Source organism: Methylobacterium sp. (assembly GCF_028290105.1).
Taxonomy (GTDB): domain Bacteria; phylum Pseudomonadota; class Alphaproteobacteria; order Rhizobiales; family Beijerinckiaceae; genus Methylobacterium.
Genome location: NZ_JAQGKL010000215.1, coordinates 1 through 20990, shown reverse-complemented (window position 1 = coordinate 20990; position 20990 = coordinate 1). Strand labels below are relative to the sequence as shown.

General features: G+C 70.8%; 15 protein-coding genes and 2 pseudogenes. 11 read left to right on the top strand and 6 right to left on the bottom strand.

What is annotated here, in order from left to right:
* A partial coding sequence (locus JWQ05_RS15470) for a hypothetical protein (protein ID WP_299660019.1) occupies positions 1-200 on the top strand: 200 nt, incomplete at its 5' end.
* A 37-nt stretch (positions 201-237) separates the two neighbouring features.
* Positions 238-1767, top strand: a complete 1530-nt coding sequence (gene ppx, locus JWQ05_RS15465) for an exopolyphosphatase (RefSeq protein WP_299660016.1) — start codon at positions 238-240, stop codon at positions 1765-1767.
* A 3-nt stretch (positions 1768-1770) separates the two neighbouring features.
* Here ppx and JWQ05_RS15460 read toward each other — a convergent pair whose 3' ends face one another.
* Positions 1771-2373, bottom strand: coding sequence for a YgjV family protein (locus JWQ05_RS15460; protein ID WP_299660014.1), 603 nt, complete (start codon positions 2371-2373; stop codon positions 1771-1773).
* 180 nt (positions 2374-2553) lie between these two features.
* Between JWQ05_RS15460 and JWQ05_RS15455 the strand changes: the two genes are divergently transcribed.
* On the top strand, positions 2554-3318 hold the full coding sequence (locus JWQ05_RS15455) for a class I SAM-dependent methyltransferase (protein ID WP_299660012.1): 765 nt from the start codon (positions 2554-2556) through the stop codon (positions 3316-3318).
* Here the strand turns inward: JWQ05_RS15455 and JWQ05_RS15450 are convergent.
* Positions 3315-4763, bottom strand: coding sequence for an acetamidase/formamidase family protein (locus tag JWQ05_RS15450; RefSeq protein WP_299660011.1), 1449 nt, complete (start codon positions 4761-4763; stop codon positions 3315-3317). The two genes, JWQ05_RS15455 and JWQ05_RS15450, sit on opposite strands and share 4 nt — an antisense overlap.
* Positions 4764-4956: 193 nt before the next feature.
* On the opposite strand from JWQ05_RS15450, the gene JWQ05_RS15445 reads away from it, so the two are divergent.
* The 4 genes from JWQ05_RS15445 (at position 4957) to JWQ05_RS15430 (ending at position 9811) form a co-directional block, all read left to right on the top strand.
* Positions 4957-6402: a helix-turn-helix transcriptional regulator gene (locus JWQ05_RS15445; RefSeq protein WP_299660009.1), complete on the top strand. Its 1446-nt coding sequence runs from the start codon at positions 4957-4959 to the stop codon at positions 6400-6402.
* Between the two features lie 294 nt (positions 6403-6696).
* Entirely contained in the window at positions 6697-6909 is a 213-nt protein-coding gene (locus JWQ05_RS15440) for a hypothetical protein (RefSeq protein ID WP_299660006.1), read from the top strand.
* Positions 6910-7094: 185 nt separating this feature from the next.
* Positions 7095-8489: a TadE/TadG family type IV pilus assembly protein gene (locus JWQ05_RS15435; RefSeq protein ID WP_299660003.1), complete on the top strand. Its 1395-nt coding sequence runs from the start codon at positions 7095-7097 to the stop codon at positions 8487-8489.
* A gap of 425 nt (positions 8490-8914) precedes the next feature.
* Positions 8915-9811, top strand: a complete 897-nt coding sequence (locus JWQ05_RS15430; RefSeq protein ID WP_299660001.1) for a PhnA-like protein — start codon at positions 8915-8917, stop codon at positions 9809-9811.
* Positions 9812-9919: 108 nt separating this feature from the next.
* On the opposite strand, the gene JWQ05_RS15425 is transcribed toward JWQ05_RS15430, so the two are convergent.
* Together JWQ05_RS15425 and tkt are read right to left on the bottom strand one after the other, a co-directional pair.
* Positions 9920-12739, bottom strand: coding sequence for a bifunctional transaldolase/phosoglucose isomerase (locus JWQ05_RS15425; protein ID WP_299659998.1), 2820 nt, complete (start codon positions 12737-12739; stop codon positions 9920-9922).
* A gap of 122 nt (positions 12740-12861) precedes the next feature.
* Positions 12862-14838: pseudogene (gene tkt, locus JWQ05_RS15420) on the bottom strand (transketolase); the annotation flags it as partial.
* Between tkt and JWQ05_RS15415 the strand changes: the two are divergent.
* Positions 14830-14891, top strand: a pseudogene (locus JWQ05_RS15415) (hypothetical protein). The pseudogenes tkt and JWQ05_RS15415 sit on opposite strands and share 9 nt — an antisense overlap.
* 110 nt (positions 14892-15001) lie before the next feature.
* Here the strand turns inward: JWQ05_RS15415 and JWQ05_RS15410 are convergent.
* Positions 15002-16909: a glycoside hydrolase family 15 protein gene (locus JWQ05_RS15410; protein WP_299659995.1), complete on the bottom strand. Its 1908-nt coding sequence runs from the start codon at positions 16907-16909 to the stop codon at positions 15002-15004.
* Positions 16910-17072: 163 nt separating this feature from the next.
* Positions 17073-17696, bottom strand: coding sequence for a hypothetical protein (locus JWQ05_RS15405; RefSeq protein ID WP_299659992.1), 624 nt, complete (start codon positions 17694-17696; stop codon positions 17073-17075).
* Between the two features lie 328 nt (positions 17697-18024).
* Here JWQ05_RS15405 and JWQ05_RS15400 point away from each other — a divergent pair, with 328 nt between their 5' ends.
* The 3 genes from JWQ05_RS15400 to JWQ05_RS15390 form a co-directional block, all read left to right on the top strand.
* Complete coding sequence (locus tag JWQ05_RS15400) at positions 18025-18612, top strand: ANTAR domain-containing protein (protein ID WP_299659990.1); 588 nt, start codon at positions 18025-18027, stop codon at positions 18610-18612.
* Positions 18609-19640 (top strand): CmpA/NrtA family ABC transporter substrate-binding protein, encoded by a 1032-nt coding sequence (locus tag JWQ05_RS15395; protein WP_299659987.1) that lies wholly within the window; start codon positions 18609-18611, stop codon positions 19638-19640. The genes JWQ05_RS15400 and JWQ05_RS15395 overlap by 4 nt, the downstream gene beginning before the upstream one ends.
* A gap of 389 nt (positions 19641-20029) precedes the next feature.
* The coding region (locus tag JWQ05_RS15390) for a CmpA/NrtA family ABC transporter substrate-binding protein (RefSeq protein ID WP_299659985.1) at positions 20030-20990 on the top strand (961 nt) is incomplete at its 3' end.

Here is a 20990-nt window from a genome sequence, read left to right as displayed (position 1 = left end):
TGCTGGCCAACCTCCTCGACAACCGCCAGAGCTGGCGTGTACTGGCGTCGGGTGCCAGCGAGCGGATCCAGCCTGCCGAAGGGGAGGAGCCGTTCAACGCGCACAAGTATTTCATGACGAACCCGAGCCTGTCCGGGCGCGGCAAGTCGTCGAAGAAGTCGAGCCCGCGCGCCCTGAGCCGTCGCGCGCAGCGTGGCTGACGGCAGTGTGACCGACGGATTGTCCAGAGGAGCCCGCATGGGCCTCGACCCTGCCAGCCCGGCGCCCTTCCCAGGGTCCGGGTACCCCATCGAGCCGGTGGCGATCATCGATATCGGCTCGAACTCGGTGCGGCTCGTCGCCTATGATGGGCTGACGCGGGCGCCGACCCCTCTCTACAACGAGAAGGTGCTGTGCGGCCTCGGCCGCAACGTGCTCACGACGGGGCGCCTCAACGAGGAGGCGGTGCGCCGGGCCCTCATGGCGCTCGCGCGCTTCCGGGTTCTCTGCGAGACCATGCGGGTCCGCCAAGTCTTCGTCCTCGCCACGGCGGCCGCGCGCGATGCCGAGAACGGGACCGACTTCCTGGCGGCGGCGGAGGCCGCCTGCGGCCAGCGGATCGAACTCCTTTCCGGCCGGCGCGAGGCCGAACTCTCGGCGCTCGGCGTCATTTCGGGCTTCCACGCCCCCGACGGCGTCGTCGGCGACCTCGGCGGCGGCTCCCTCGAACTCGTCGACGTGCGCGGCGCCACGGTGGGCATGGGCGTGACGATGCCCCTCGGCGGGCTGGCCCTGCAGGACCTCTCGGGCGGTTCGGTCAAGAAGGCGCTCAAGATCGTCCGCGAGAACCTGAAGAAGGCCGCTCCGCAACTGGAGACCCTGCGCGGGCGCAGCTTCTATGCGGTGGGCGGAACCTGGCGGGCGCTGGCGCGGCTGCACCAATCGGCCCGGGGCTACCCGCTCCACGTCATGCACGGCTACAGCGTCGAGCCTTCCGACGAGTTGAACTTCCTCGAAGTGGTGGAGCGCACCGACGCGGCACTCCTGCAGGACGTGGAGAGCGTATCGGAGGCGCGCCGCCCGCTGCTTGCCTACGGGGCAGTGGTGCTGGAGGAGATCATCCGGATCGGGCGCCCGCGCGAGCTCGCGGTCTCGGCCTCCGGCGTGCGCGAGGGCCTGCTCTACGAGCAACTCGACCGCGACGCGCGCCTCGCCGACCCGCTGCTGGCGGCGGCCGCCGAACTCAATGCCCTGCGCGCCCGCTCGCCCGGCCACGCCCGCGACCTGATCGCCTGGAGCGACCGCTTCATCGCGAGCCTCGACGCGCCCGAGACCGCCGACGAGCGCCGCCTGCGCCACGCCGCCTGCCTCCTGTCCGATATCGGCTGGCGGGCGCACCCCGATTATCGCGGTGAGCAGAGCGTCAACGTCATCACCCACGCGGCCTTCGTGGGCATCGACCACCCGGGGCGGGCCTATCTCGCGCTCGCCATCTACTTCCGCCACGAGGGCATCGCCCCCGAAAAGGCGAGCCCGATGCTGCGCAACCTCGCGGGGCCCCGCCTGTTCGAGCGCGCCCGCCTGCTGGGCGCGCTCCTGCGCCTCGCTTATCCCCTCTCGGCCGGCATGGAGGGCGCCCTCGGGCGCCTGCCCGTCCTCGTCGAGGAAGGCCGGGTGACCCTGACGCTTCCCCCCGGCCAAGCATCGCTGCCGGGCGACCGCATCCTCAACCGGGTGCGCGGCCTCGGCCGCCTGTTCGGCCTGGAGGGGCGTATCGTCGGCGGCTGACGCCTACAGCGCCGCGACCTCATCGAGTCCACGCTCCCGGACCGGTCGGCCGGACAGGGTCCGGTCCGGCTGCTGGCGCAGGAGCGCGATCGCGAGGCCCGACAGGGTCAGCAGGTCGCAGGTCAGGCCGAAGGCGGAGCCGACGAGGGCGTTATGGACGGCCCAGCACAGGCTGGCGCCGACGAAGAGGCGGCGCATCGTCCGGGCCACGCCCTGCAGGCGTGCGGCCGTCGCCAGGAGGGTGCCGAGGCCGGCGCAGGCCGAGGGCCAGCCGTTCCAGGTCGCCAGCACGAGTCCGGCGGCGGCGAGCGAGCTTGCCGCGAACACAGGCGCGACCCAGGCGGCGCGGCGCTCGGGACCGACGGCCTGGGCGGAGACGAGGTTCTGCAGGATCGCGATGACGCACATCGCCGTGCCGGTGAATGCCCCGAGATGCAGGTAGTGGAGGGCAAAGCAGGTCGCGCAGGCCGCCGAGGCCAGAAGCATCCAGCTCCGCCGCGGCAGGATCCCGGCCGCAAATCCAAGCCCGAGCCCCAATATTCCGAAGATGTCGAGATGTGCCTTCGCGCCTACCCAGAAGCTGAGGACGGATTCGACGATTGTCATGATCTGCGCTCGATCGGCGCCCCACTTGCGCCGTCCTCCGCAGATCCGCTAGGCCGCCATGGTAACCGGTTCGTTAACGGCTCCGACGCGCTGCGACGACTGTGGCGCGGGCGCCATATCGGGGCAGGGCGAAAGGGCGTCCGGATGCGCTACCCTCGCGCCCGAAGGGGGGCGACGGCGATGACGAGCTTCAAGGACCACTTCTCGCGTCACGCCGCCGGCTACGCGGCGCATCGGCCGACCTATCCGGCCGCGCTGGTGGATTTTCTGGCCGAGGCGGCGCCGGGACGGGATCTCGCCCTCGATTGCGCCTGCGGCACGGGGCAGTTGTCGGTGCCGCTCGGCGCTCGTTTCGGGCGGGTCGTCGCCACGGATGCGAGTGCGCAACAGATCACGCAGGCGCTGCAACATCCGGCGGTGACGTACCGCATCGCGCCCGCCGAATGCAGCGGATTGCCCGATGCGAGCGCCGACCTGATCACCGTGGCGCAGGCGGCGCATTGGCTCGACCTCGAGGCGTTCTACGCCGAGGTCCGGCGGGTGGCCCGGCCCCGGGCAATCCTGGCGCTGATCAGCTACGGCGTGCTGGAGGTGGCGGACGCGCGGGCCGACGCCGTGGTGCGGGACTTCTACCGCGACGTCCTCGGGCCCCATTGGCCGCCCGAGCGCCGGCATGTCGAGGACGGCTACCGGACGCTGGCGTTCCCGTTCGCCGAGATCCCGTTCGCCGAGATCCCGGCGCCGGCTCTCTCCATCGAGGTCGCCTGGGGCCTCGACGACCTGATCGGCTACACCGAGACCTGGTCGGCGGTCCGGGCAGCCGAGCGGGCGCTGGGCCGCGGGCCGATCACGGCGTTCCGGGCCGCCCTGGCCGAGGCCTGGGGCGATCCGGGGGAGCGACGAGGCGTGCGCTGGCCGCTGTCGCTGCGGGTCGGCCGCCTCTAGGGGGCGGGCCGCACCGGAAAGATCGACTTCTTGACGATGGCGTGGACGCCCCAGTTGCCGTCGACCACCTGGGTGATGCCGAAATCCACCGCGATGGACATCAGCGAGATCGCCTCGTCCTCGGTGAGCCCGTGCCCGTGCATGAGGAACCCGCGCATCTTGCGGAAGGCGTCGCGCATGGCGAGGTCGATGGAGGATTTCGAGAAGATCGCGTTCTGGGCGTCCGGGCCGAGATCGGCGAGGTAGTTCGGATAGCTGAAGCCTGAGAGCACCCAGTCCTCGGCGGTCTCGATCATCGGGAAGTCGAGGGTCTCCAGGGCGGTGCCGGGCAGGTCCGCCTTCTTGTGCAGGATGAACTGGAAGGTGCCGGTGAGCGAGCACTCGATGGCGGTGCCGCAGAGTTCGGAATCGCCCTGGCTCGCATGGGGGTCGCCCACCGAGAACAGGGCGCCCGGCACCGCCACCGGATAGTACAGGGTCGCGCCCTTGCCGATGCGCCAGTTGTCGATGTTGCCGCCGGTGTAGCTCGGGGGAATCGAGTTCACCATCTCGGCCTCCTTGGGCGCGAGGCCCATCGTGCCGAAATGCGGGCGGATGGGCACCCGGAACCCCTTCAGCACGTCGAAGTTGCGGCTGGTCCTGGCGTGGTCCACCGGCAGGCCCGGATAGTCGATGGTCGGATGGTCGACGCCGTTGGGGTCGGTCACCCCGGGCCAGCGGAAGTTGTAGACGGCCTGCGCCCAGTCGCGCCCGCCCGTGGCATCGACCTCGTAGATCGTCACCACCTCGCGGGGCCGGTCGCCGGTGATCATGTCCTTGTAGTGGTAGCCCCAGTTCGCGGCGGCGTTGCTGCCGAAGGTGCGGCCCTTGAAGGCCGGGTTGGCGCAGGGGCGCGGACTCACGTCGAGGATGCGCACCTCCAGCACGTCGCCGGGCTCGGCGCCCCGGATCGCCACCGGCCCGGTGCAGATATGCACGCCGAGACCGCCGCCGGGGCCGAACTTCGTCTCCTCCGGCCCGGCGCCCCGGCGGGCGACGCCCTTGCGGTCCTTGGTCCAGAGAAACACGCTCTCGGCGCCGGGATCGCCGGTGACCATGCGCTCGGCATCGTCGTTGGCGTGGTGGGTCAGGGTCTCGATGGTGACGTAGTCGCCGGACTCGATCTCGACCTGGGGCTTGAGGCTGCGGCTGAAATAGCCCCAATGCACGGTCTCGGCGGTGGCGGGCAGGTGGACATGCGCCGTCTGCTTGAGTCCCTTGCGGGCGCTCGCCTGCGCCAGGGCCTGGCCCGGGAGGGTGAGCCCGCCGGCCATCAGGGCCGCCGCCCCGCCGGACGCCACGAAGCCGCTCTTGAGGAAGGCCCGGCGCTCCGGCGCGAGGTCGTCGCGCAACCGGGCCCGGTGCTCGGCAAAGTGGGCGCAGTTCGGATCGTCACCCTGGCACATCGCGGTCTCCGGCCTTTGAATTCTCCGGGAATTTTGTATGCAAAGCGGCGGCCAAGCTTCCCCGGCCGGGAAAATCCGGCAACGACTCGTGGCGGCCCGCGTTCGTCTCAGGTGAACGGCCACGTTCGCTCCGGGGCGCCGACCCCACGCGCGCGACGCGAGCGCCACCCAGCACGCAGGGATGCCACGACCTTTGACGACGGGTGTCGACCGTTCCCAGCTCCACCAGATCATCGCCGGCCTGACCGAGGGCGTGCTCCTGATCGAGCCCGACCAGCGCATCGCCTGGGCCAACGCGGCGGCGCTCGCCATGCACGGGGCGGCCGACCTTTCCGAGCTCGGCGGCACCGTCGAGGCCTATCGGACGCGCTTCACCCTGCGCTACCGCAACCACCACGTCCTCACCCGCACCCCCATCGAGCGGGTGCTGGCGGGCGAGAGCTTCGACGAGGTCGTCGTCAACGTGCGCCGGGCGGACCGCCCGGATTTCGACGTGATGCAGCGCATCCGCAGCCTCGTGATCACCGACGCGGCCGGGCAGCCGGACTGCCTCGTGCTGATCATCGCCGACGTCACCGCGCAATTCGAGGCCGAGGCGCGCTTCGAGAAGACCTTCAACGCCAACCCGGCCCCGGCGGTGATCTGCCGGCTCTCGGACCTGCGCCACGTCAAGGTCAATCTCGGCTTCCTGGAGATGACGGGCTATCGCAGCGAGGACGTCCTCGGGCGCAGCGTCTACGAGGTCGACGTGCTGGCGGACGCGCGCAACCGGGACCTCGCCATCACGCGCCTCCATGCGGGCGCGACGATCCCGCAGATGGAGGCCTGCCTGCGCCTGCCCGACGGGGGAACCCGCTTCGTCATCGTGGCGGGCCAACCCATCGACATGGGCGACGAGCCCTGCATGCTCTTCACCTTCGCCGACCTCGACCTGCGCAAGAAGGCCGAGACCGCCCTGCGCCACAGCGAGGAGCGCTTCGCGACGGCCTTCCGCCTCACCCCCGTGCCGACGCTGCTGGTCCAGGCCGACGGCCTCGCGGTGATCGGCGTGAACGAGGCCTTCGCCCGGGTCTTCGGCCACGCCGGGGAGGCGGTGGAGGGGCAGGGGCTCGATGCCCTCGGCCTCTGGAGCGACGCCGCCCAGCGCGCGCGCTTCGAGGCGGATCTCGCCGCGCGAGGGAGCGTGCTGGGCTTCGAGGCCTGCCTGCGCAGCCGGGACGGGATCGAGCGCGACTGCCTCGTCTCCGCCGAGAGCGTCACCATCGGCGAGGAGGCCTGCCTCCTCGCCGTCCTCCAGGACATCAGCGACCGCAAGCGCTCGGAGCGCGAGCTGTTCGAGGCGATCGAGGCCGTGATGGCCGACACCTCCTGGTTCAGCCGGGGCCTGATCGATAAGCTCGGGAGCCTGCGCCAGTCCGGCACCCCGGATGCCACGGCGCCCCGGCCCGACCTGACCCGGCGGGAGGGCGAGGTCCTGCGCCTGATCTGCCGGGGGCTCGGCGACGCCGCCATCGCCAAGCGCCTCGGCCTGACGCCCAACACCGTGCGCAACCACGCCGCCGCCCTCTACCGCAAGCTCGGCATCCACCGCCGTGGCGAGGCGATCATCTGGGGCCGGGAGAACGGCTTCGCGGTCTGAAGCGCGGGCCGCGCGAAGGTTACGCCCGTACAGGAACAGCGCGCCACAAGCCTGCGCGCCGGCGACAGAGCCGTGTCGCAGTGTCCGGCTTGCGCCCTTAACGTCTCCGGGCGTTCGTGGTTCGCGTGTTGCTCGACGCCTGACAGGGGCTGCTGCGCGACGACGCTCTGTCTCGAGGTTCGGTGGACCGTGAACGCTTGGGCAGCGCGCGATGGAATGGCGCGAAACTCGACATTCATTCCTCGATGCCATACGCAGCGCGAGCGTAGAGGGGCTGCGCATCAGGCTATGCGCATGACCGACGAAGACCCGTTGCTGGTTCTGTCCGTGGCCAGCCTCACCGGCGTTCAGATGATCGACGGTGGCGACACCTTGGCGATGCGCTTTCGCAAACCGGGAGACCGGGAGCTGGTCCTCCTGGTTCCGCGTCAGGTCGCACTGGCCTTGCAACCGCAAGTCTCGGAGGTCCTGGCTCAACCTCACGACCCTCATCGCTCCGGACGCTGACGCGTCGAAGTCTACCCGCTCCTCGGCTTTACCTTGGTCGGGTCGTCCGCCCCGGCTCGAGACTCGCGGCTTTTGTCGCAGCTTTTGATGACTTACCGGCTGTAAACGCTGCTCGCGAAACCTCCGGGATTCATCCAAACAAATTTAGAGAATTCGGCTCCATGACGACGTCGGGAGAAAAACCGATGTCGTTCACGTCCATGAGCCAGTTCAGGCGGAACCAGCGCGGCGGGGTCGTCGTGCTCTTCGCGCTGATGATGCCGGTCCTGATGGGCCTCTCTGCGGTGGCCGTCGAGTATGCCGGCCTCGCCAAGCGCCGCGCCGAACTGCAGCGTGCGGCCGATGCCGCCAGCATCGCGGGCGTCAACCAGTTCAAGCTCGCCAACGCCGACGATGCCGGCGCGGTCCGCATCGCCACCGCGACGGCCCAGGCTCAGGCGCGCAACAACGGCGGCGCCACACCGCAGGTCACGGCGGCGGTGATCGGCAATCGGACCGGTGTGCAGGTGAGCGTGTCAGAGAGCGTGGCGCTCTCCATGGGCAAGCTCATCAACATGCCCACCGTCGATGTGGCGGTGCGCTCGACGGCCAAGCTCGCCGGGACGACCCGGCTCTGCCTGCTGGCCCTTGATCCGCTCGCGGCCGGCGCCTTTCACATGGAGAGCGGGGCGCGGGTCACCGCCACGGATTGCTCGCTGTATTCGAACTCGCTGAGCGCCGCGGGCATCCAGGGCGAGAGCCTCGCGGTCGCCACGGCCCTCTCGGCCTGTTCCGCCGGCGGCTACGCAGGCTCCGGGGCCAATTTCACGCCGCCGCCGGCCACCGGCTGCCCCGCCCTGCGCGACCCCCTCGCCGACCGCGAGGCGCCCCCCGTCGAGCCCTGCCTCATCCTTCCCCTGATCCTCAATCCGGTGGCGGCGCTCCTGGCCCCCGACGACAAGCGCTACGGCGTGAACGTCGTCAGCACGCGAACGACCTTGCGGCCGGGCACCTATTGCGGCGGCCTGCACATCACCAAGGGCGGCAACGTCACCCTTGAGCCGGGCGTCTACGTCATGAAGGACGGCCCCCTCGTCGTGGACAAGCACGCGACGCTCACGGGCTCGAATGTCGGGTTCTACTTCACGGGCCTGACGACGGGCCTCCTCTTCGACCAGAAGAGCACGATCAGCCTCACCGCCCCGAAGGACGGCCCGATGTCGGGCCTGCTGCTCCAGGAGGACCGCACGCCGCTGTCCTCGCTGGGCGGCCTGGTGGGATCGGTGCTCTCCCTGCTGCCCCTGGACGGCAAGGGCAAGGCGAAGGCGCCCCCGGGCGGGACGCTGCTCTCCCGCGAATACCGCATCATCAGCGACAACGCCCGGACCCTGCTGGGGACGATCTACCTGCCCCAGGGCCGGCTCATCATCGACGCCAGCAAGCCGGTGGCGGACCAGTCCGCCTACACGGTGATCGTCGCCCGGATGATCAACCTCTACGACGGTCCGAACCTGATGCTGAACGCGCAGTACGGCGCCACGGACGTCCCGGTGCCGAAGGGCGTCGGACCGAGCTCCGCCGACACGCAGCTCACCCAGTAGACCGGCGCCGTTGCCCCGCGATCGTCGGGGGCGGCCAGGGGAACGGCCGAGGGAACGGCGCACGCGCGCCGCCCTCGACGTGACGGCGTGGCGGTGCCCCGCGCCCCGCGCGGGGAGCCTTATGTGGACGGCGGCTCCGGCGCTCGACGAGCCGGGCCGGGACCGGGGCGACGCATGGCGCGGTGCATCCCGGGTCGGCAGCGGACGGCCCTACGCACATTTTCCAGGCAATTGATCAGAAATCATCAGAACCAATGCGTCCGAACCACGTTGTCGGGTGCAATCGCTGCCGTGTGATCGGCCGCATCGCGGCCCCACCGATCCCCGACGCCGGGTTCCGTTTCGACGGAGACTCCGGTCGCACGGGTACGAACGGGGCCCTCGCTCGTTTTCCTTCTCGACGTCTGTTCCCCAGGAGTTCGTCCTTGGCTCTCTCTCCCACGCCCGTTTCCAGCGCCGAAGGCCGCACGGTCCTCGTCAATCAGGTCTCCTGGGGCGCGATCTTCGCCGGTGCCGTCGCGGCGCTCGTCGCCCAGATGATCCTCAACATGGTGGGTCTCGGCATCGGCCTGTCCACCCTGAACCCCACCGGCACCGACACGCCGAGCGCCAGCTCGCTCTCCACGGGCGCGGGCCTGTGGTGGGTCGGCTCCGGCATCGTCGCCTCGCTCATCGGCGGCTTCCTCGCCGGCCGCCTCTCCGGCAAGCCGGTGGGCTCGACCAGCGGCTATCACGGCCTGATCTCCTGGGCGGTGACCACCCTCGTCATCGTCTACCTGCTGACCTCGGCGGTCGGCGGCATCCTCGGCGGCGCGTTCGGCGGCATCACCAGCGTGCTCGGCGGCGCCGGTTCGGCGATCGGCGGCACGGTGCAGACGGCGGCCCAGGCCGCGGCCCCCTCGCTGACCAAGGTCGGCAACCCCCTCGACGGCATCGAGAGCAAGGTCCGCCAGGCCTCCGGCAACCAGGACCCGGAGGCGCTCCGCAACGCCGCCGCCAGCGCGGTCCGCGCCTATCTCTCGGGTGACGCCGCCCAGCAGGCCCAGGCCGAGCAGACGGCCACCGACGCGCTGGCCAAGGCGCAGGGCATCCCGGCCGACCAGGCGAAGGCCCAGGTCCAGGATTACCGCAAGCAGTACGAGAAGACCGTGGCCGACGCCAAGGCGAAGGCCCAGGCCGCCGCCGAGGCCACCCGCAGCGCCGCCGCTCAAGGCTCGCTCTACGCCGCCCTGGCACTGGTCCTCGGCGCACTCGCGGCCTTCCTCGGCGGACGCCTCGGCACCGTCTCGCCGGCCCTCGCCTACGGCGACCGCCGCATCTGACGCGCCCCGCCCCGGGCCCTCGCGGACCCGGGGCATCCCCAAACGGAAACCGCCCGTCCCCGGCAGGGAACGGGCGGTTTTTTCGTGGCCGGCGCCCCGGGGGAAGCCCTAAAGGGCCGCCCTGATCGCGGCGGCGATGCGCTTGAGCCCGGCCTCCACGTCGCCGCCCCGGATGTGGACGCGTAGCGCCCGGCGCTGGCGCTCGGCGAGCACCGAGAAGTCGCCGCGCGCCTGGGCCGCCACCACCGTGCCGAAGCCGAGGCTGCGGCCGGGGATCGCGAGATCCGCCGAGGGGTCGGCGGTGATCTGCAGGAACACGCCGGTGTCGGGCCCGCCCTTGTAGGCCTGTCCGGTGGAGTGCAGGAAGCGCGGCCCGAATTCGAGGCAGGTCGCGAGGCGGCGCGTGTCCCGGAGCGCGATGCGGGCCTCCTGCAGGATCGCGTGGTGGCCCGGATTGCGCGCCACATAGGCGAGCAGCGCCACGTAATCGCCGTCCTTGGCCCGGGCGAGATGGGCGGCGACCGCAGCCTCCAGGCCCTGCGAGGCCTGGGGCAGGGCGCCGGCATTGCCCGCATCCGCGTAGAGCGCGATCGTCTCGTCGGAGAACAGCGGCGTCTCGGCGGGCAGGGCGCCGCTCTTCTCGGCGGCGTCGAAGAGCTTCTTCGTCTCGATCTTGCTCGCCTCGACGTCGGGCTGGTCGAAGGGGTTGATGCCGAGCAGGGACCCGGCCACCGCCGTGGCGATCTCGAAGCGGAAGAATTCCTGCGGCAGCTGCTCCTCGTTGGCGAGCGCGATGTGCACCACCGGATGGCCCTCGCGCTCGAGGTTGCGCACGGCCTCGTCCTGGTGCGGATCGGCCCGGCCGTCGAGGCGCAGGTAGACGAAGAAGCGGTCACGCCCGTAGACGGCGGGCACGTCGACGGGCTCGCCGTCGATGGGGATCAGGCCCTTGCCTTCCTTGCCGTTGGATTCGGCGATGAGCTGCTCGGCCCAGGCGCCGAAGGTGTCGATGCCGGGCGAGGCGATGATCGTGACCTTGTCGCGGCCGGCACCAAGCGCCGCCCCCATGGCGGTGCCGAGGAGCACGCCCGGGTTCTGGGCCGGCGGCACGGCCGGGCCGCAGGAGCGGACCATGATCCGCGCCGTGTCGAGGAAGGCCTTCACGTCGATGCCGGAGGCCGCCGCCGGCACGAGGCCGAACGCGGAGAGCACGGAATAGCGCCCGCCGATCTGGGGCACGCCGTAGAAGATCCGCCGGAAGTTGTCGGCTTTCGCCGCTTTCTCCATGGCCGAGCCCGGATCGGTGACGGCGACGAAATGCGCGCCCGCCTTCTCGGCGCCCACCGTCTCCTTCATCCGGCCGAGGAAGTAATCGCGGAACACGTTCGGCTCGAGGGTCGAGCCGGACTTGCTCGCCACGATGAACAGCGTTGTGGCCAGGTCGATCGCGGCTTCCGTCTCGCGGACCTGATCGGGATCGGTGGAATCGAGGATGCGCAGGGTCGGGAAGCCCGCATGGGCCCCGTAGGTCTCGGCGAGCACCTCGGGCCCAAGGCTCGACCCGCCCATGCCGAGCACGACGACGTCGGAGAAGCCGCCGGCCCGGACCTCCTCGGCGAAGGCCTGGTAATCGGCGACGCGTTCGAGCTCGTCCTCGACGATGCGCAGCCAGCCGAGCCAGCGATCCTCGTCGGCGCCGCTCCAGACGGTCTTGTCGTGGGCCCAGAGCCGGCGGATCTTGCCCGAGGCGCGCCACTCCTCGACGGCCTTCTTCGCGGCGGCGCTCAAGGCCTCGTCGAGCACCAGGGTCTGGGCGTTCAGCTTCGGCCCCAGGAAGTCGATGCGCTTGCCCGCGACCGCGCCGAGCAGCTTGTCGGCCGCGTCGATGAAGAGCTGCACGCCCTCCTCCACCAGGGTGTCGCCGACGGTGCCGATGTCGATGCCGGCCTCGGCGAGGCGCGCCATCACGGCCTGCGCCCCCGCCACATCGCTCTCGATGGCGCTCTTGAGGGTGCCGTGGTCGCGAAAGGCGTCCATGGTGGCGGGCGGCATGGTGTTGACGGTGTCGGGGCCGATCAGCTCCTCGACGTAGAGCACGTCGGAATAGGCCTTGTTCTTCACGCCCGTGGAGGCCCAGAGCAGGCGCTGCGCCTTGGCGCCCTTGGCGGCCAGGGCCTGCCACGTCGGCTCGGCGTGGATCGCCTGGAAGCGCTGGTAGGCGAGCTTGGCGTTGGCGATGGCGACCTTGCCCTTGAGGTCGTCGTAGCCGCCCTTCTCGTCGAGCGCCTTGTCGACCGCGACATCGATGCGGCTGATGAAGAAGCTCGCCACGCTGGCGACCTTCGAGACGTCGCCGCCCTTGGCGGCATGCGCCTCCAGGCCGGCGATGAAGGCGCGGGCCACGGCCTCGTAGGTGTCGACCGAAAACAGCAGGGTGACGTTGATGCTGATGCCGTCCGCCGTCAGGGCCTCGATGGCCGGGATGCCCTCGCGCGTGGCCGGCACCTTCACCATCAGGTTGTCGCGGGCCACCATCGCGTGCAGGCGGCGCGCCTCCTCCAGGGTGTCCTGCGTGTTCAGCGCGAGGTAGGGCGAGACCTCGAGGCTGACATAGCCGTCGGCGCCGTCGGATCCGTCGTAGACCGGGCGCAGCACGTCGGCGGCGGCCTGGATGTCGGCGATCGCGCAGCCCTCGTAGAGGTCGATGACGCGGGCATCGCCCTGCGCCATCACGGATTTCAGGGCGTCGTCGTACTCGGCCGAGCCGCCGATGGCCTTCTCGAAGATCGAGGGGTTCGAGGTCACGCCGCGCAGGCCGTCCGTGTCCACCAGCGCCTTGAGCCTGCCGTCGGCCACGAAGCCGCGGGCGACGAAATCGAGCCACACGGCCTGGCCCTGTTGCGGGAAGAGAGCCTTGAGCGGGTTCATGGAAAACTCCTCGTCGTCCTGGCGTCGCGCAAGAGCACGCGCACCCACGCATCGTCGGTTGTACGCCTCTCCTCCCCCCGAGCGGGAGGAGGACTGTGGTCCGGATCCGGTCGGCGGACGCCTCAGCCCGCCGTCTTGTGCCGGGCGATCTGGTCGCGGGCGGCCTGCAGGACCTTCTCGGGGGTGAAGCCGAACTTCGACTGCAGGTCCTTGATCGGCGCCGAGGAGCCGAAGGTGCTCATGCCGATGATGGTGCCGGCCGAGCCCGCGTAGCGGTCCCAGCCGATGACCGAGCCCTGTTCCACGGCGACGCGCGCCAGCACCTCCGGGATGAGGACGCTGTTGCGATAGGCCTCGTCCTGGCGCTCGAACAGATCCCAGGACGGCATCGAGACGACGCGGGCCTTCACGCCCTCCGCCTTCAGGGCCTCGTAGGCGGAGACGCAGAGCTGCACCTCGGAGCCGGTGCCGATCAGGATGACGTCCGGCGTGCCCTCGCTGTCGGCGAGCACGTAGGCGCCCTTGGCGGTGCCGGCCGCACTGCCGTAGGTGGTGCGGTCGAAGGTCGGCAGGGGCTGGCGGCTCAGCGCCAGGATCGCCGGCTGGTTCCTCAGGGTCATGATCACCCGGTAGGCTTCCGCGACCTCGTTGGCATCCGCCGGCCGCAGGGTGACGAGGCCGGGGATCGCCCGCAGGGTGAGCAACTGCTCCACCGGCTGGTGGGTCGGGCCATCCTCGCCGACGCCGATCGAATCATGCGTGAAGACGTGGAAGACCGGCAGGTCCATCAGCGCCGCGAGGCGGATGGGCGGGCGCATGTAGTCGGCGAAGACCAGGAAGGTGGCGCCGTAGGCGCGCAGGCCCACGAGGCCGAGGCCGTTCACGATGGAGCCCATCGCGTGCTCGCGCACGCCGAAATGGATGTTGCGGCCGCCCGGCTCGAAGGGCGACAGGGTGCCGGCGCCCTCGAATTCGAGCTTGGTCTTGTTGGACGGCGCCAGATCGGCGGAGCCGCCGAGCAGGAACGGCACGTGCGGCGCGATGGCGTTGAGCACCTTGCCGGAGGATTCGCGGGTGGCGAGCCCCTTGGCGTCGGGCGCGAAGACCGGGATGTCGCGGTCCCAGCCCTCGGGCAGGCGGCCCTCCAGGTACGCGGACAGCTCTTCCGCCAGGGTCTCGTCGGACGCCTTGGCCTCGTGGAAGAACCCCTCCCAGGTGGCGAAGAGTTCGGCGCCGCGCTTGCCGATGCCATCGCGGAAATTGTCGTAGACGCCGTCCGGCACCAGGAACTGCGCGTCCTCGGGCCAGCCATAGGCGCGCTTGGCACCCTTGACCTCGTCCACGCCGAGGGGGTCCGAGTGGGCCTTGGGGGTGTTCTGCTTGTTGGGCGCGCCGAAACCGATGATCGAGTTGACGATGATCAGGGTCGGGCGGTCGCTCGACTGGAGGAAGGTCTCGAGGGCCGAGGAGATCGCGTGGACGTCGTTGGCGTCCGCCACCCGCAGCACCTGCCAGCCATAGGCGAGGAAGCGCGCGGCGACCTCCTCGGAGAAGGCGAGTTCGGTGTGGCCCTCGATGGTGATGGTGTTGTTGTCGTAGATCCAGCACAGGTTCGACAGGCGCAGGTGCCCGGCGATGGAAGCGGCCTCCGCGGCGACGCCCTCCATGAGGTCGCCGTCCGAGCAGATGGCGTAGACGTTGTAGTCGAACAGCGGCAGGTCGGGCCGGTTCATGCGCTCGCCCAAGAAGCGGCCGCCCATCGCCATGCCGACGGAGTTCGCGACCCCCTGGCCCAGCGGCCCGGTGGTGGTCTCGACGCCGGTGGTGAAGTGGTATTCGGGGTGGCCGGGGGTGCGGCTGTCGAGCTGGCGGAAGTTCTTGAGGTCGTCGATCGTCAGCGCGGGGGCGTTGCCGCCGTCCTTCTCGGCGACGCCCGCGAGGTGGATCAGGCCGTAGAGCAGCATCGAGGCGTGGCCGGCCGAGAGCACGAAGCGGTCGCGGTTCGGCCAGTGCGGATGCGCCGGGTCGTAGCGCAGGTAGCGGTTCCACAGGGTGTAGGCCACGGGCGCCAGCGCCATCGGGGCGCCGGCATGGCCGGAATTGGCCTTCTGCACCGCGTCGATGGCGAGGGTCCGGAGCGTGTCGATGCTGAGCTTGTCGATCGTGCTCAGGGCCGCGTTCGGCTTGGTCTCTGCGCCACTCATCTGTCGTCGTCCTTCATGTGTGCATCTCTCGGGCCGGTTCGCCGCGCGTCCGGAACGCTCAGGCGTCGTGCCGTCGGGGCCGGGGCGGGACCCCACCCAGGGATCGTGCGTCGGCGGAGCCGCTGCTCCGCTCCCGCGCCGGACCCTTGGCCCGGCTGTAGTTCAGGATCGTGTTGACCAGGGTGACGTGGCTGAAGGCCTGCGGGAAGTTGCCCACGAGGCGCTTGGCCTTCACATCATACTCCTCCGCCACCAATCCGACATCGTTGCAGACGCCGATCAGCCTCTCGATCAGCGCACGCGCCTCCTCGCAGCGGCCCAGCCCGATGAGGTTGTCGGCGTACCAGAACGAGCAGGGCAGGAAGGCGCCCTCGTCGCCGGGCAAGCCGTCCGTGGTCTGGTTCTCGGTGTCGTAGCGCAGCACGAAGCCGTCGCGCATCAGCGTGCGGCCGATCGCGTCGACGGTGCCGACCACGCGCGGGTCGTGCTGTGGCAGGAAGCCCATATGGGCGATCAGCAGCAGGCTCGCGTCGAGGCGCTTCGAGCCGTAGGACTGCACGAAGCTGTTCAGCTCCGTATCGAACCCCTTGGCGCAGACCTCGGCGTGGATCTGGTCGCGGATCTCGCGCCAGCGCGCCACCGGCACGTCCCGGGTCCGGCTCGGCCGGTGGTTCACGCCGGTGGCGCGGATCGCGTCCTGCTCGTGGCCGCCCGCCTCCTCGAAGGAGCGGATGGCGCGATCGAAGGCGACCCAGGCCATGACCTTCGAATGCACGAAGTGCCGGCGCCCGCCGCGCACCTCCCAGATGCCCTCGTCGGGCGTGCACCAGACCGCCTCCAGGTGGCGCAGCAGCGCCTCGCCCACGCGCCAGCCGTCGACGTCGCCCTGGAGCCCGCGCTGGCGCGCCTGGTAGAGCGCGTCGAAGATCTCGCCGTAGACGTCGAGCTGGAACTGCTCCACCGCCGCGTTGCCGATGCGCACGGGCTTGGAGTTCTCGTAGCCGGGCAGCCAGTCGAGCTCGATCTCGGGCAGCATGCGCTCGCCGGCGATGCCGTAGAGGATGTGCGCCTGCTCCGGGTTGCCCGCCACCGCCCGCACCAGCCAGTCGCGCCAGGCGCGCGCCTCGTCGATGTAGCCGCCATCCATCAGCGCGATCAGCGTGAAGGTGGAATCGCGCAGCCAGCAGAACCGGTAATCCCAGTTGCGGACGCCGCCGAGATCCTCCGGCAGGGAGGTGGTGGGGGCCGCCACGATGCCGCCGGTGGGCCGGTAGATCAGCGCCTTCAGGGTCAGGAGGGAGCGCTTGAGGATCGCGTCCCAGGGGGTGCCGGAGGCCGCCCGGTCCGACCAGTCGCGCCAGTAGCGGTCGGTCTCGAACAGGACCTTGCGCGGCTGGATCGGCGCCGGATCGTCCTCGTGGGAGGGTCCGTAGCTCAGGGAGAAGGCCATGCTCTGGCCGGCCTCCACCGTGAACTCGGAGACGGTGGTCTGGTCCTCGCCGTGCGTCGGCACCAGGGTGCGCAGCACCACCTTGTGCGGGCCCGAGATGGCGCGGAGATCCCCGAGTTCGTTGTGCGAGACCCACGGCACCGCGAGCCCGTAATCGAAGCGCACGCGCAGGCGCATCCGCATGGCCACGGAGCCGGCGAGCCCCTCGACGATCCGCACGAGGTGGGAGCCGTCGTTGGCGGGCATGTAGTCGGTGACCAGCACGGTGCCGGTGGCGGTCTCGTGCCGGGTCTCGAGGACGAGGCTGCCGTCGCGGTAGGCCCGCGTGGTCTTCGGATCGGGATCGGCGGGGCCGAGCTTCCAGAAGCCGTGATCCTCGGTGCCGAGCAGGGCGGCGAAGCACGCGGCGGAATCGAAGCGGGGCCAGCAGAGCCAGTCGACGCTGCCGTCGCGGGCGATCAGCGCGGCGGTGCGGCCATCGCCGACGAGCGCGTAATCCTCGATCCGTCCCGCCATCCCGGTCCCACCTCCGCGACCTCGACCGTCACGGGGCCGCGCAGCATCGCTCGCGTCCACCTAATCTCCGAACCCGGCAGGGTCCAGGGTCGGCGCGGCGATTGCTGGTTGGCAAGTGCGTGGGTGGGGGTAGGGATCGGGCCTCGCGAAACGGGCCGGAGCCTCAGCGCAGGCGCTCGACCCAGCCGGAGACGGCGGCCCCGAGGCTGACGGTCTCGGCGCCGAGCGCGGCGCTCTTGGCTCCCAGCGCCGCGGCCTTGGCATCCATGTAGGCGCCCGCGGCCGCACCGACCTGGCTCGCGGCCACGCCCGCCTGCGTCACCGCGCGGATCGTCGGGGCGAAGGGCAGGGCGATCTCGGGCAGGGCGATGTCGGGCAGCACGCCCTCGTCGGACGCCGCGACGGTGCCGGGCGCGTCCTCGGCCGCGAAGGGCAGCGGCTTGTCGGGGGTGGAGGGCGCCCTGTCCGGGCCCTTGTCGAGCGTCCTGGTCACGGCGCGGGGGCTCTCGACCCGGCGCGCGGCGGCGATGCGGGCCGGCCGGGCGGCCTTGTGGGCCTGCGCGGCGGGCGCAGGCTCGGCCTGCGCCAGCACGATCATGGGGAACTGGGTCTGGAAGGCGAGGGGGGCCGGGATGAACGGCGCCTCCGCCGTCGCCACGGGCGCGGAGGCGACCGCCGTGGCCAGGACGGGCGCGGGGGCCTGCACCGCCGCCGGCTCGTGGCAGAAGTAGGAGGCGGCGCCGAGGATCACCGCCATCATCAGGGTCGGCAGGAGAGGCGGGGTCACGCCGCGCGACGCGCCCGATTCGAACGCCGCATGATCGGGGGGCGTGCACGCTGACATCCGAAAAGACCTCGCTGTGCGGGTTCGATCCGCCGGCGCCATTAGCCGGGCCGTTTGCGGCGGAACCTGGGCTGTTTCCTCTCCCGACGGTAACGAAGCGCCGGGGAAGGGCCTGGGAAGGGCCTGGGAAGGGCCGGGCATGCCGCTTGCGTCCCCGATTTCGCGCGCCGGACCTTGTCATCCGCGCAAGGCGCATGCGACCTGCCGGACCGTTCTCCATCCCGATCCGCCCCCCTGATCCGCCCCGCCCCCGATCCGTCCCCGGACACCGATGACCGAGCCGACCCTCACCGTCGCCGTGATCGACCCGAGCCGTGCCCGCGCGGCGATCCTCGAGGAAGGCCTGACGGCAGCGGGCTTCACCCGCGTCGTCGTCCTGCCCGACACCGCCGACCTGCCGGCGCGGGTGGCGGCCCTCAACCCCGACGTCGTCGTCATCCACCTGGAGAGCCCGAGCCGGGACATCCTGGAGCAGATGTCGGGCCTGTCCCGCCACGTGGAGCGCCCGGTGGCGATGTTCGTCGACCGCTCGGACGTGCCGATGATGCAGGCGGCCATGGATGCGGGCATCTCGGCCTACGTCGTCGACGGGCTGCAGCCGCAGCGCATCCGCTCGATCCTCGACGTGGCGATCCTGCGCTTCAACGCCTTCGCGCGGCTCCAGCGGGAATTGACCGAGGCGCGGGGCGAACTCGCCGACCGCAAGCTCATCGAGCGGGCCAAGGGCATCCTGATGACCGCCAGGGGCCTCCCGGAGGAGGAGGCCTACCGGTTGATGCGGCGCAAGGCCATGAACGAGAAGCGCAAGATCGCCGACATCGCCCGCGCCATCGTCACCGCGGCGGACCTGCTCGGATGAGGCTGGCCCTCGGATACGTCCCCCTCATCGATGCGGCGGCGCTCATCGTCGCGGTCGAGCGCGGCTTCACCGCCGCGGAGGGCCTGGCGGTGGACCTCGTGCGCGAGCCCTCCTGGGCGACCCTGCGCGACAAGCTGGCGCTCGGCCACCTCGACGGCGCCCACATGCTGGCGCCGCTGGCCATCGCCAGCGCCCTCGGCATCAGCGGGCCGGAGACCGACCTCGCGATCCCCCTCGGGCTCAACCTCAACGGCAACGCGGTCACGGTCTCGCGCCCGCTCTGGGCCGCGATGGTCGAAGAGGCCGGCGGCTTCGACGCCGACGACCTCGATGGCGTGGCGCGCGCCTTCGCCAAGGCGGCGCGCGCGCGGGCCGGGCGGGGCCGGCCGCTGACGCTGGGCACCGTGCACCCGTTCTCCAGCCACACCTACCAGCTCCGGATGTTCGCCGCCCGCGGCGGCCTCGACCTCGACGCCGAGACCCGGATGGTGGTGATCCCGCCGCCCTGGATCGCCGAGGCCCTGCGCGGCGGGCAGATCGACGGCTTCTGCGCCGGCAGCCCCTGGAACAGCGTCGCGGTGGCGCAGGGCTACGGCCGCATCGCCGCCTTCGGCTGCGACCTCGCCCCCGATGGCCCGGAAAAGGTGCTGGCCCTGCCGGGCTACGCGACGGCCGGCTGCGCCCCGCTTGTGCGGGCGGTGCGCCGGGCCGGGCACTGGTGCGCCGAGCCCGGGAACCGGCGCGAGCTCGCGCGCCTGCTCGCCCATCCGGACCATCTCGGCATCGATCCCGACCTCGTGGGCCGGGCGCTCGCCGGCACCGTCGTGGTCGATCCCGACGGGACCGAGCGGAGCGCGCCCCGCTTCGTGGTGTTCGGCGCCGCGGCGGAGCGGCCCCTGCCGGCCCAGGCCGATTGGTTCGTGGAGCGGATGAGGGAGGCCGGGCAGATCGCACCGACCCCCGCGCTGACCGCCCGGGCCCGGGCGATCTACCGGCCCGACCTCTACGAGGCCGCCCTCGCGGATTGAGGACCCGCTGCCGCCCGCACCGGCAACCTGCCTGCGGATTGTGCAGTGCGGAAATTGGCGCGTGGATGGGCGCCGTGCCGTCGGTGGGGGCGCCCCTCCGCCGGCGCGCACCGGCGAAACGCCGTGAGGCATTTTCGACAAATCGCTGTCGCCGGAGAACTTTGGAGCGGTTCTCGGATCTCGCCGCCGAGCGAGCCTGCGGGCGCGCCGATGGGCTTGGCACGCCCCGTGCAGGTGCAGGATGGCTCGCCAACGATGACGGGCCCTATCCGTCGGCAGAGCCGCTGACCCGAGTCCCCCACGCAACGCACGTCTCGCGTTCGATGGATGTGCTTGGTCGGCGGTTTTTTCTTTGACGGGTGTCCATGCTTTCGAGGGTGTCGGGTTTGATGACTGACGGTGTTCGCAACAATCGCCGTGACCTCCTGAAGGGCGCCGCCGCGACCCTCTCCCTGGCCGCGCTTGCCCGCACCGCCCTGCCGGGTGGCGCCTTCGCGCAAGGGGCCGGCCCCGAGGTCAAGGGCGCCAAGCTCGGCTTCATCGCGCTCACCGACGCCGGCCCGCTCTTCGTCGCCAAGGAGAAGGGCTTCTTCGCCAAGCACGGCATGCCCGACGTCGAGGTGCTGAAGCAGGCGTCCTGGGGCACCACCCGCGACAACCTCGTGCTCGGCTCCGAGGGCAACGGCATCGACGGCGCCCACATCCTCTCGCCGATGCCCTACCTGATCTCCGCCGGCCGCGTGACGCAGAACAACGTGCCGGTGCCGATGCAGATCCTGGCCCGGCTCAACACCAACGGCCAGTGCATCTCGGTGGCCAAGGAATACCTCGACCAGAAGGTCGGCCTCGATTCCAAGGTGTTCAAGGCGGCGATCGAGAAGAAGAAGGCCACCGGCAAGTCGGTGAAGGCCGCCATGACCTTCCCGGGCGGCACCCACGACCTTTGGATCCGCTACTGGATGGCGGCCGGCGGCATCGACCCCGACAAGGACATCGAGACCATCGTGGTTCCGCCCCCCCAGATGGTGGCGAACATGAAGGTCGGCACGATGGACTGCTTCTGCGTCGGCGAGCCGTGGAACGCGCAGCTCGTGCAGCAGGGCCTGGGCTACTCGGCCCTGACCACCGGCGAGCTCTGGAAGGACCACCCCGAGAAGGCCTTCGCCATGCGGGCCTCCTTCACGGAGAAGTACCCCAACGCCACCAAGGCGCTGCTGATGGCGGTGATCGAGGCCCAGATGTGGTGCGACAAGCCCGAGAACCGGGACGAGTTCGCCGCCATCGTCGCCAAGCGCCAGTGGATCAACATCCCGGTGGCGGATGTGGCCGGCCGCATGAAGGGCACCATCG